This is a genomic window from Vicinamibacterales bacterium, from assembly GCA_041659285.1.
In the GTDB taxonomy this organism is placed as follows: Bacteria; Acidobacteriota; Vicinamibacteria; order Vicinamibacterales; family UBA2999; genus 12-FULL-67-14b.
The window spans coordinates 136,219-148,180 of the sequence record JBAZYO010000014.1 but is presented as its reverse complement, the minus strand read 5'-3'; the positions used below and the strand labels follow the sequence as shown (position 1 = coordinate 148,180).

Genomic DNA, 11,962 nt, shown 5'->3' with positions numbered 1-11,962 from the left:
CTAAATTCCTAAATTCCGCAACCCAAATCATCCAATCACCAAATCACGAGATCAACAAATCATCCGGCGCCGATCGCTTTGGCGCCGATGTCGCGCCGGAACTGCATCCCGTCGAAGTGGATCTTGCTCGCCGCCTCGTAGGCGCGGGCGATGGCGATCGCGAACGACGGCGCCGTGGCCACCACGGTGAGCACGCGGCCGCCGGCGGTGACGAGGTCGTTGCCGCGCTGTTTCACGCCGGCGTGAAACACCAACACATCCGGGCAGTCGCGCGCCACCTCGTCCAGGCCGGTGATGACGTCGCCGGAGCGAACGTCGCCGGGATAGCCATGGGCGGCTAACACGACCCCGACCGACACAGATGCCGCCGGATCAACCAGGGCCGCAGATGGCACAGATGACGGCGACTTCAATTCCCCACGGGCTGCGGCCAACAAGACTGGGGCGAGCGGCTCCTTTAACAGGGGAAGCACAACCTGCGCTTCAGGATCGCCGAAGCGGACGTTGAACTCGATCACCTTCGGGCCGGTGGGCGTCAGCATCAGGCCGCAGTAGAGGAACCCGCGGTACGGGGTGCCCTCGGCGGCCATCCCGTTGAGCACGGGCCTGACAATCTCGCGCACGACGCGCTCCTGCAGCGCGGCGCTCATCAGTGGGCTCGGGCAGAACGCGCCCATCCCACCGGTGTTCGGCCCTTCGTCGTTGTCGAAGATCCGCTTGTGGTCCTGCGCCGACAGGAGGGGGACGAAATCCTCGCCGTCGGCGACGACGAAGAACGAGACTTCCGGTCCTGTCAGCATCTCCTCGAGCACGACGCGCGCCCCGGCATCGCCAAAGCTGCGATCGACCATGGCGGCGTGCACGGCGGCTTCGGCCGTCGCGCGATCCGGCGCCACCACCACGCCCTTGCCGGCGGCCAGACCGTCGGCCTTCACCACCAACGCATCACCAAATTCTCCGGAGCGGATCGCGGCCGTTGCTTCTTCCGCGCTCGTGCAGACACGGTAGTGCGCGGTGGGCACGCGGTGGCGCGCCATGAAGTCCTTGGCGAAGGCCTTGCTGGTCTCGAGCTGGGCGGCGGCGCGGGTCGGGCCGAACACGCGCCGGCCTTCGGCGGCCAGCCGGTCGGCGAGCCCGCGTCCGAGCGGAGCTTCCGGGCCCACCACGGTGAGATCGATCCGCTCGCGCTCGACCAGCTGGACCACTGCGTCGATGTCGAGGATGTCGAGGGGAACGGTATTGAAGGGAATAGTCCGGCTGAAGCCGGACGCCACATCGGCGCCGGACTCCACATGCATTCCGGGGTTGCCAGGAGCGCAGAGTAAGTAGTCAACCTGCGGTTCCTGGCCCAGCTTCCAGGACAGGGCGTGCTCGCGCGCGCCGGAGCCAATAACGAGGATGCGCATTGGATTGTTAGGGCGAATGACTTTTACGTGAAGAACCGAGTTGAACAACCCGGCGACTGTATCTGTAAGTAATAGATAACACAGTGTTTATCTGTGCAATCCGTGTCATCGGCTGCCCTGGTTTGTGGTGTGGGCAGGGTCTGTGTTTGTGATAGCCTAGCATACTTGTCCCGTCCGCCAATTGGGCGCCGAGGGGACCCGGATCTCGTGATGTGACGATCCGGATGAATTCTGGTCGAGAGGGGGTGACTACAGATGGCCGAAGTGAAATTGCAGGAAGGTGAGTCGATCGAAAGCGCGTTGCGACGTTTCAAGCGCAAGGTGCAGCAGGAAGACATCATCAAGGACATCAAGAAGCACTCCTTCTACTTGAAGCCCGGTGACAAGCGCCGCGCGAAGCAGGCGCTCGCCCGGAAGCGTAATCGCAAGAAAGCACGACGCGAGAGCGAATAGCCTTACACATTGCCGGCGGCCGCGCGCCGCCGGCAATGTGGTAACATTCGGCACCTTTTTGGGGCGTCTAAACGCCCGTGTTGTAAGGGTTTTCTCGACGCAGGGGAACTAAGCGAATGGAAATCGTCGAACGCACCGTGAACGAGGTGACCGTGCTCGACCTCAAGGGCAAGATGACCCTGGGCGAGGGCGACGAGTTGCTGAAAGACAAGATCAACAGCCTGTTGGCCGCCGGCAAGAAGAAGCTGTTGCTCAATCTCGAAGGCGTGCCTTACATCGACAGCGCGGGCCTCGGCGAAGTGGTGCGCACCTACACCACGGTCAGCCGGCAGGGTGGCAGCCTCAAGCTGCTGAACCTGACCAAGCGGATCGAAGACCTGCTGTCGATCACCAAGTTGCTGACGGTATTCGACACCTTCGATTCGGAGGCGGAAGCCGTCAAGAGCTACAAGTAAGTGGGAACGCGGTCCGAGGTCGCGAATCTGATCGTTTCGCTCCGCCCGGATCAGTGGACCAAGAACCTTATTGTCTTTGCGGCGCTGATTTTTGCCGTTAAATTGCTCGACCCGGCCGCCTTGGCGCTTGCTTCGGCGGCCTTTTTGATTTTTTGCGTGCTCTCCGGGTGCGTCTACCTGATCAACGACGTCTCGGATCGCGAGGCCGATCGCCGGCATCCGCTCAAGCGGCTGCGGCCGATCGCCTCAGGCGCGCTCGGCGCCGGCACCGCCCTCGCGTGGGCGATTGGCCTGAGCGTGGCCGCGTTGGCCGCCGCGTACGCGCTGCGGCCGGTATTTGCGTTGACTGCCGCGGCGTACCTGGCGCTCTTCGTCTTGTACACGCACGTGCTCAAGCATGTCGTGATCCTCGACGTGATGACGATCGCGATAGGCTTCGTGTTGCGGGCCGTGGCAGGTGGTTTGGTAATCGGAGTGCCGATCAGCGACTGGCTGCTGGTCTGCACCATCCTGCTGGCATTGTTCCTGGGCCTGGCCAAGCGGCGGCACGAAATCACCGCGCTGGCCGATGGGGCGTCGGGACACCGGCGAATTCTGGAGGAGTACGATCCGTACTTGCTCGATCAGATGATCGCGATCGTGGCGGCGGCAACACTCGTCGTCTACGTCATCTACTGCGCGAGCCCCGAGACGGCCGAGCGGTTTGGCACCCCGTTGCTGGTGCTGACCACGCCGTTCCCGATCTACGGCATTTTCCGGTACCTGTACCTCGTGCATCGCAAGCACGGCGGCGGCAGCCCCTCGGACATGCTGTTGCGGGATCGCCCGCTGCTAAGTTGCGTGGCGTTGTGGGGCATTGCGGTAGTCCTGATCATCTATCGGCCGTACGCGTCGTAACTGGCACGTGACGCGTTCAAAAGTCGCCATACTCAAGACTTCGCCCGCGACGGTCCTCCGGGACACGCACGCGGTGATGAACCTCGCCGGCTACCAGGACGTCATCGCCAAGGACGCCGATACCGCGCTCAAGGTCAACATCTCGTGGCATTTCTTCTTCCCCGGCTGCTCGACCACGCCGTGGCAGCTGGACGGCGTCATCCGCGCGATGAAGCAGGACGGCTACGACCCGTCGCTGATCCATGCCTGCCACAACCGCACCGTGGTGATCGACGCCCACCTGGGCGAAGCCGAGAACAAGCAGCTGCCGGTGGTGCGGGCCCACGGCATCCGCAACGTCCACCTCTACGAAGGCAACGAACCCTGGATCAACGTCCGTGACGCCGTCGGCAGCGAGCTCGCCGACCGGTTCCTCTGCCTGAACCAGGTCTACCCCGACGGCTTCATGATCCCGAAGCGCTTCATCGGGGAGAACATCATCCACCTCCCGACCGTGAAGACCCACGTCTTCACGACGACGACGGGGGCGATGAAGAACGCGTTTGGCGGGCTCCTGAACGAGCGCCGCCACTGGACCCACCCGGTGATCCACGAGACCCTCGTCGACCTGCTGATGATCCAGAAGAAGATCCACCGCGGCGTGTTCGCCGTGATGGACGGCACCTTCGCCGGCGACGGCCCCGGGCCGCGCTGCATGGTGCCGCACGTCAAGAACGTGATGCTGGCCAGTTCGGACCAGGTCGCCATCGACGCGGTGGCGGCCAAGCTGATGGGCATGGACCCGATGTCGATCAAGTACATCCGGCTGGCGCACGACCGCGGCCTCGGCTGCGGCGACCCGCGCGACCTCGAGATCGTCGGCGACCTCGAGGCGGCGAAGGAAAACTGGCAGTTCACCGGTCCCTTCAAGAACATGACCTTCGCCTCGAAGATGCAGCACCACATCTACTGGGGGCCGCTGCGCAAACCGATCGAGTGGTCGTTGAAAACGGTGCTCGCGCCCTGGGCCTACATCGCCAGCGTGATTTACCACGACAGCTTCTGGTACCCGATGAACGCCGAGCGCCAGATGCGCGAGGCGCTGGCCAGCCCGTGGGGGCGCCTGTTCGAGAACTGGGAGAAGCTGACTCCCGATGCCAATGGCTTTCCGCAGGTGGGCGAGTCGCCCGCCGCGATCACGCGTGCCGGCATGCACGCATTCAAGCAGTCACTCGGCATCCTCGGCACCTGCATCGCAGAAGCACCCGAGTTTGCCAGCCGGAAGCGGCGGCAGCAGCCGAAGTCCGTGTCCTGAGGTCCTAAGTCGATGAGCGAGTTCACTATTCGTTCCGAGTCGGTCGACGTCGAGCAGATCATGAAGCAGATCCGCCAGCGCATTCTCGAGAAGCGCGGCGCCGACTACACCGAAGAGCAAATCCGCGAGCTGGCGTCGGTGCGCCTCGAGAAGTTCCTCGAGCCGCGCAACCTCCGCTCCGACCTGCTCGAGCAGTTCCGCAAGAGCCGGCCGGCGGTCAACACCGAGCCGGCGCCGATCACGCCGCCCTACACCGCCGACGAGGCGGACATCTTCGCCACGCACCGCGGCATCCTGCGCCTGATGCGCAAGATCTTCAACCCGCTGCTGAAGCTGATGTTCAACCCGAATCCCCTGCTGCACGTGATCCACAAGCAGGCGGAATTCAACGTCATGCTGCTCAAGCGCGAGTCGCGCCGCAAGATCGAGTTCGACCGCTCGCGCGCCGAGTGGAACGCGCTCTACTACGAGGTGCTCCACAACCTCGTGCTCGAAACCACCCGCATGGGCATCGAAGCGCAGAACCTGCGCATGCGCGTCGAGTCGCTGTCGAGCCGGCTCGATTTCAGCGAGCGCCGCGTCCGCGCCCTCGAAGGCGTCGTGCAATACCGGCCCGAGGTGATCAACGCGCCGATCCGCCGCGAGCGTGACCGCGATGACGACGAGCCGGCCGCCGCGCCGGCGACGGGTGGCTCACTCGAGGGCTTCGTGCCCACCGGAACCGGACCGCAGGGCCAGGGCCCGCAGCCGGGCCAGGGCGACGGCAGCCGCAAGCGCCGGCGCCGGCGTCGCGGACGCCGCGGCGGGGCGGAGGGAGTCGCGGCCGGGGCGGCGGGTGCGTCAGGTGCATCAAGTGCCGCGGGCGCGGCAGGTGACGATGCCGGTGGCGCCGACGACGACGCCGACGAAGGTCCGGAAGACTTCGACGCGCAAGATACTCAAGAAACGGTGGAGGCAGCACCTGATGCGTCCGCCTCCGCTCGCGAAAACTCTGGCGAGCTACGGCGAGACCTCGACGACCTGTCCGCCGAAGCTTCAGCGAAGGCGGAAGCGGCCTCCGGCCGTGAAGTCGGGCCCGATGCCCCCGCTTCCTCCGACGACAACGGCAAGCAGTGAAGGTCGCGGTCGTCGTCCAGCGGTACGGCGCCGATATCAACGGCGGCGCCGAGCAGCATGCACGCTACGTGGCGGAGCACCTGGCGAAACACGTCCAGGTCGAGGTGTTGACCACGTGCGCGCATCGCGATTACATCTCGTGGAAGAACGAGCTGCCGGCAGGCAAGGAGATGGTGAACGGGATTCCCGTGCACCGCTTCCCGGTGGCGGTCGAACGCGACCCCGTTGACTTCGCGAAGTGGTCCAACAAGGTCTTCACGCAGGCCCACTCACTCCGTGACGAACTGGCGTGGCTCGACGCCGAGGGCCCGACCAGCCCGGCGCTGATCAACCACATCAAGGCCCACGAAGCGGACTACGACTTCTTCATCTTTTTCAGCTTCCGCTATCACCACTCGTTCCATGGCGCCCGCGCCGTGGCGTCGAAGGCAATCCTGGTGCCGACCGCGGAGCGCGACGGCGCCCTCGGCCTCGGTCTGTTCCCGCCGGTGTTCCGCGGCGTTCGCGCGTTCATGTACAACTCGTTCGAGGAGCGCGCGCTGATCCAGGGCGTATCGGGCAACCAGTCGGTGCCGGGCGTGGTGGTCGGCATCGGCTCGGAAATCCCCGAGCGGTCGAACGCCGGGCGGTTTCGGCAGAAGTTCGACATGCGCGATCGCTTCGCGATCTACGTCGGCCGCATCGACGAGAACAAGGGCTGCGTCGAGCTGTTCGAGTTCTTCGAGCATTACAGCGCCGCCCTGGTCGATGGCATGCACCTCGTGCTGGTCGGCACGCCGCACGTGCCGATTCCCAAGCACCCGCGCATTCACCACCTCGGCTTCCTCGAGGATCAGGACAAGTACGATGCGATGGCCGCCGCCGAGCTGCTGATCATGCCGTCGTACCTGGAGAGCCTGTCGATGGTCGCGCTCGAGGCGTGGGCCATGGGCAAGCCGGTGCTCGCCAACGCCAAGTGCGACGTGCTGCAGGGCCAGTGCCTGCGCAGCAACGCGGGGCTCTTCTACGAGAACTTCCAGGAGTTCGCGGAAACGCTGCGCGCCATTGACGCGGGCCCGAGCCTGCAGGCCGCCCTCGGCCGCAACGGCCGCGCGTTCTTCGAGCGCCATTACGCCTGGCCGGTGATCGAAAAGAAGTACGTGGACATGCTGCAGCAGCTGTCCAAGGAGACACCGTCGCGGACGATGGAGCCGATGGCCGGGTGGTTTGCGCGCCGCCGGCGCTCGCTCCCTCCGGCAGACGGCGTGGTCCAACAACTGCCCGCGGGACCGTATCGGGAACCCAAGGCCGAAGCCGCACGGCCGTCACCGGTGGTCCGGCAGCAGCCGGCGATCGAACGCCCGCCCGTTGCGCAGGAGCCCCGGTTCCAGCCGCGCGGCGACCGCCGCGATCAGCGCCGCGATCAGCGAGGCCCGCGGCCCGAGGGGCGCCGGACGGATCAGCGCCGGGATGGCGCGCCAGGCAGGCCCAGGACCGGTGCGCCGCAGGCCCAACCTACCGGCTCGGCTCAGGGCAAGGCGCCACGGCCCGAGGGCGGCCGGCCCCAGGGCGGCAATCAATCACGGCCCGAGGGCGGCAAGCCTAACGACGCTGCCCAAGGCAAACCGAACGATTCTGCCCAGGGCAAGCCCAACGGCAACCGCGGCCGTGATAACCGGCGCGGCGGGCGTCCGCAGCGGCGCCGGCGGCCCGGCGGCGGCAATGGTGGCAATGGCGGGAACAGCAGCGGCACCGGCGGCGGAGGCGCGGCGAGGTAGATGGCCATCGCCATCCACCAGGTACTCGCCACGCTGGGCTACGGCGATGCCATCGGCCACGAGGTGCTGGGTATCCAGCGCGTGCTGCGCGCGGCCGGCTACGAGTCGGAGATCTTCGTCCAGACTGCCGATCACCGGCTCGAGGACCTGACGCTCGACTACCGCGACCTGCCCGCCGCGAGCCATCCCGACAACATCCTGATCCACCACTTCTCGATCGGATCGCGGGCCTCGCGCGTCGCCTACGCGCTGCCGGACCGCATGGCGCTGGTGTACCACAACATCACGCCGCCGGAGTACTTCGTGGACGTGCACAAGATGCTCGTCAAGTTGTGCTACCTCGGGCGCCGCGAGCTCGGCTTCTACAAGGACCGCTGCGACCTCGCGCTGGGCGATTCCGAATACAACCGCCAGGAGCTCGAGGCGATCGGCTTCCCGGTGACCGGCGTGCTGCCGGTGGTGCCCGACTTCTCCCACCTCGCCGGCCCCGCCAATTACATGCAGGCGAAGCAGTACGACGATGGCTGGGTCAACGTGTTGTTCGTGGGCCGCGTGATCCCGAACAAGCGCATCGAAGACGTGATCCGCTGCTTCCATGCCTACAAGCAGTGGTTCAACCCGCGCTCACGGCTGCTGCTGGTGGGCTCGTACGGCGGCTTCGAGAAGTACCTGGCGATGGTGCAGCAGTTCATTGTCGACATCGGCGCCGAGGACGTGCACTTCCTCGGCCACGTCGCCAACGAGGAGCTGACCGCGTATTACGAACTCGCCGACGTGTTCCTGTGCGCGAGCGAGCACGAGGGCTTCTGCGTGCCGCTGGTCGAGTCGTTCCACATGGGCGTGCCGGTGCTGGCCTACGCGGCGACCGCGGTGCCGGCGACCATGGACGGCGCCGGCGTGCTCTACACCGACAAGAATCCGCTGCACGTCGCCGCGCTGATCGACGCCATCACCAGCGACCGCGACCTGCAGGATCGGATCATCGACGGCCAGTTCGCCGCGCTCGAACGCCTGGAGGCCAAGGACTTCGGCGGCACGCTGCTCAAGTTCGTTGATCAGCTGCTCGCCACGCCCCGCCGGCCGCATCCGCCGGTGGCGTTCGACTTCTGGGACCACGTCAGGCTCCAGGAAGAGCTGGAAGAGATTTGGCTGTATCGACCGTCTGCGTTCAAGGCACTGCCTGAGGAATGACGGGGCGATGCGGGACTTGGCGATTTCGTGACTTGGTGATGTGGTGATTGTGAATCAGTGGGTCCCGGCTGCCCATAAGGGCGACGCCATCGGCGACTCGGCTCGCCGGGTGCGGGGACTGCTGCGCGGGCTGGGGCACGAGTCTGAGATCTACGCCATGACCATGGACGACGACCTGCGCGGCGACGTGCGCGAATGGACGGATCCGGCGGCGAAGCGTGGCGATCTCACCATCTTTCACTTCGCCCTGGTCTCGCCGATGACGGCAGAGTTCGCGCGGTTGCCGCGCGGGCGCGTGCTTCAGTACCACAACGTGACACCGGCGCACTTCTTTGCGCCCTACGATCCGAACGTCTTCCGGTTGTGCGCGCTCAGCCGCGAAGACCTGCGGACGCTGGCCGGGCACACTGACGTGGCGCTGGGCGATTCGGAATACAACCGCCAGGAACTGGAAGACATGGGGTTCACCAACACGGGCGTGTTCCCCATCGCCATCGACACGCAGAAGATCGCCAACGCCCCCAGGGTGCCGACCCTCGAGCACATGCTCACCGACGGCCCCCTGCTCAACTTCCTGTTCGTGGGCCGCATCGCGCCCAACAAGAAGATTGAGGACCACATCCGCATGGCGGAGCACTACAAGCGCTACGTCGACACCGCCTACCGCTTCATCTTCGTCGGCAGGACCGACGGCATTCCGCGCTACTACAACATGATCCGGCAGCTGGTGCACGAGTACGAGATGCCGAAAGACCGCTTCATCTTCACCGGGCCGGTAACGGAAGACGACCTGGCCACCTACTACCGCACGGCGCACGTCTACATCTCGCTTTCGGAGCACGAGGGGTTCTGCGTGCCCCTGCTCGAGGCGATGTCGGCGGACGTGCCGGTGCTCGCCTATGCCTCCACCGCCGTGCCCGACACGCTGGGCGGGGCCGGTGTGCAGTTTGCGCCGAAAGACCTCGAATACGCCGCCGAGCTCCTCGGGGAGCTCGCCTACAACGACACGCTCAGGGCTCAAGTGATTGCCGGACAGCGCGCCCGCCTGAACGATTTTGGCGACGCCCGGATCCGCCGCGAGCTCGAAAGGCTGACATCGTGAAGATTGCATTCATCGTCCAGCGCTACGGCGCCGAGATTCTTGGTGGCTCCGAGTATCACTGCCGGCTGATTGCCGAGCGGCTCGCGGCCAAGCACGAGGTGGAGGTCCTGACCACCTGCGCGCGCGACTACATCACCTGGGAGAACGAGTATCCCGAGGGCAACGACCGCATCCGCGGCGTCACGGTGCGGCGGTTCAAGAACGCCCACACCCGCGACATCAACGCCTTCAACCAGTACTCGGACTGGATTTTCCACCACCCGCACACGCGAGACGACGAGATGTCGTGGCTCGAGCAGCAGGGGCCGTGGTGCCCGGCGCTGATCGAGTACCTCAACAAGCACCACCGGCACTACGACGCGCTGATCTTCTTCACCTACCTGTACGCGCCGACCGTGCTGGGCCTCGAGATCGACCCGGCGCGCAGCATCCTGGTGCCGACCGCGCACGACGAGCCGGCGATTCACCTCGGCATCTATCGCGAGATGTTCGCCAAGCCCTCGGCGGTGGCCTTCAACACCGAGGTCGAGAAGAATTTCCTGAAGACCACCTTCGAGTTCCGCTCGGCGGCCGAAGAGACCGTGGGCTGCGGCGTCGACCTGCTGCAGGACGCGGCCCAAGCGGACGAACCCGAGCCGGAAGACGACGACGAGATCCACAAGCGGCTGCCGCAGCACCTGCGGGCGCGCGGCGCGCAGTTCCGCCGGCGCCATCGCCTGCAGGGCCAGTTCCTGCTCTACGGCGGCCGCATCGACGCCGGCAAGGGCTGCGAGGAGCTGATCGAGTACTTCACCAGCTACAAGGAGCAGGGCGGCGAGGCCGCGCTGACGCTGATGGGCGTCAAGCTGATGCAGCTGCCCGAAGTGCCGTGGGTCCGCTTCGCCGGGCTGCTCTCGGAACGCGAGCGCCTCCAGGCCCTCGAAGCCGCCACCATCGTCGTGGTGCCGTCGCCGTTCGAGAGCCTGTCGCTGCTGGCGCTCGAAGCCATGGCGGTGGGCACGCCGATCCTGTGCAACGCCCGGTCGGAAGTGCTGGTGGAGCACTGCGTGAACAGCAACGCCGGACTCTTCTACGCCAACCGCGAGGAGTTCCTGGAGTGCACCAAGCTGCTCCTGGCCGACGAGCGCATGCGCGAGCGCATGGGCCGCAACGGCAAGGAGTACATCAAGCGGAACTATCGCTGGGATGTGATCATGTCCAAGTACGATCGCCTGATCGGGTCGCTGCGCCGGTGATCGCCGTAGTGCTGGCCATCGCCCTGGCGTTGCAGTTCGGCCGCCTGGCGATGGTGCGGAGTCCGGTTGATGCCGGTCTCAATCACGCGGCGGCGATTTGACCGCGCGAAACTTCTCCAGCGTCTCAGCGCCCTTGGCCGCGTACCAGTCCCGCCACTGTTGCGGAACGTCGGGCAGGCTTTCGTCCGTGATCTCGCGCAGCGCGCGATACGCGTACATCCGAACGCCGTCGCGGAGGGACTGGTCATCGACCATCGCGAGCAGTCCCGGAATGGCCAGCATCCGCTGGGCGCGCGTCAGCATGCCGCAGTGCGCCACGCCACAGCCGCCGCCATCAATCTGGACGGTGGACGAAGGGTCGTGATGAAAGGCCGCCACCAGGTCGGCCACCGAGTCGTCCGTCCCGAGATTGGCGATGGCCGCGTAGGCCTGGTAGCGCACCAGGTCGTGCTCGGAACGCGCGAGCGCGCGGAGCTCGTTGTGGATGCGATGGGTCTCGACGCCGCGGTTCCCCAGCAGTCCGAGGGTGTAGATCTCCGACCGCGCATCCTTCGGGCCGGCGGCAATGCGCACGAGCAACTGGTCCACCTGGGCCGCGGTCTTTGCCATGTTCATGGCCGCCAGCTCGATCTCGATGGCCGCGGCGCGGACGCGAAGATCCGCGCCGTTGCGGGCGACGTCCAACAATGTCTCCATCGCGGGGCTGGTCGTGATCACGCCGCGCCAACCCTTCACGCGGGCCCTGACCTCGTCGGTCGCGCCCGCCTGATGCGAGATGGCGTATTGCAGGAGTCGCTCTGCCTGCTGCTGTGGCGGCAGCGCCTCGACGATCTCCCGCTCCACTTCTGACAGTTTTTCCGTCGTGCCGTCTATCTTGTTGCCGGGCACGGGAAGCTTCTGCCCGACGATTTCATTGGGCAGACTCTGGGCCGCGATTGGGGTCGCGGGCAACAAGGCCGTCAGAATCAGCGCACGCAGAATCGTCGTCATGGAACCGCGCGTTTGGCTGGTGCAAGTCCAATGCCGACAACTCTCCCCGCATGAGACCTGACGTCA

At 65.7% G+C, this 11,962-nt stretch carries 11 protein-coding genes; 9 read left to right on the top strand and 2 right to left on the bottom strand.

The genetic code is table 11. The features are described from left to right. Nucleotides 1-59: 59 nt before the first annotated feature. Nucleotides 60-1,406 (bottom strand): phosphoribosylamine--glycine ligase, encoded by a 1,347-nt coding sequence (gene purD / locus WC815_19870; protein MFA5911041.1) that lies wholly within the window; start codon nucleotides 1,404-1,406, stop codon nucleotides 60-62. Nucleotides 1,407-1,661: 255 nt separating this feature from the next. Here purD and rpsU point away from each other — a divergent pair, with 255 nt between their 5' ends. The 9 genes from rpsU (at nucleotide 1,662) to WC815_19825 (ending at nucleotide 10,906) form a co-directional block, all read left to right on the top strand. Next, nucleotides 1,662-1,859, top strand: coding sequence for a 30S ribosomal protein S21 (rpsU, locus tag WC815_19865; GenBank protein MFA5911040.1), 198 nt, complete (start codon nucleotides 1,662-1,664; stop codon nucleotides 1,857-1,859). Nucleotides 1,860-1,975: 116 nt separating this feature from the next. Continuing rightward, nucleotides 1,976-2,314, top strand: a complete 339-nt coding sequence (locus WC815_19860) for an STAS domain-containing protein (protein ID MFA5911039.1) — start codon at nucleotides 1,976-1,978, stop codon at nucleotides 2,312-2,314. Further along, on the top strand, nucleotides 2,315-3,211 hold the full coding sequence (locus WC815_19855; protein ID MFA5911038.1) for a decaprenyl-phosphate phosphoribosyltransferase: 897 nt from the start codon (nucleotides 2,315-2,317) through the stop codon (nucleotides 3,209-3,211). Nucleotides 3,212-3,218: 7 nt separating this feature from the next. Beyond that, nucleotides 3,219-4,505 carry a DUF362 domain-containing protein gene (locus tag WC815_19850; protein MFA5911037.1) on the top strand — a complete coding sequence of 429 codons (1,287 nt, stop codon included), beginning with the start codon at nucleotides 3,219-3,221 and terminating at the stop codon, nucleotides 4,503-4,505. A gap of 12 nt (nucleotides 4,506-4,517) precedes the next feature. Further along, nucleotides 4,518-5,621 carry a hypothetical protein gene (locus WC815_19845; GenBank protein ID MFA5911036.1) on the top strand — a complete coding sequence of 368 codons (1,104 nt, stop codon included), beginning with the start codon at nucleotides 4,518-4,520 and terminating at the stop codon, nucleotides 5,619-5,621. After that, entirely contained in the window at nucleotides 5,618-7,378 is a 1,761-nt protein-coding gene (locus WC815_19840; GenBank protein ID MFA5911035.1) for a glycosyltransferase, read from the top strand. Before WC815_19845 ends, WC815_19840 begins: the two co-directional genes overlap by 4 nt. Then, complete coding sequence (locus tag WC815_19835; protein ID MFA5911034.1) at nucleotides 7,379-8,569, top strand: glycosyltransferase; 1,191 nt, start codon at nucleotides 7,379-7,381, stop codon at nucleotides 8,567-8,569. Between the two features lie 49 nt (nucleotides 8,570-8,618). Next, nucleotides 8,619-9,671 carry a glycosyltransferase gene (locus WC815_19830; GenBank protein ID MFA5911033.1) on the top strand — a complete coding sequence of 351 codons (1,053 nt, stop codon included), beginning with the start codon at nucleotides 8,619-8,621 and terminating at the stop codon, nucleotides 9,669-9,671. Then, complete coding sequence (locus WC815_19825; protein MFA5911032.1) at nucleotides 9,668-10,906, top strand: glycosyltransferase family 4 protein; 1,239 nt, start codon at nucleotides 9,668-9,670, stop codon at nucleotides 10,904-10,906. The genes WC815_19830 and WC815_19825 overlap by 4 nt, the downstream gene beginning before the upstream one ends. Nucleotides 10,907-10,984: 78 nt before the next feature. Here WC815_19825 and WC815_19820 read toward each other — a convergent pair whose 3' ends face one another. Continuing rightward, entirely contained in the window at nucleotides 10,985-11,896 is a 912-nt protein-coding gene (locus tag WC815_19820; protein MFA5911031.1) for a HEAT repeat domain-containing protein, read from the bottom strand. Nucleotides 11,897-11,962 lie beyond the last annotated feature (66 nt).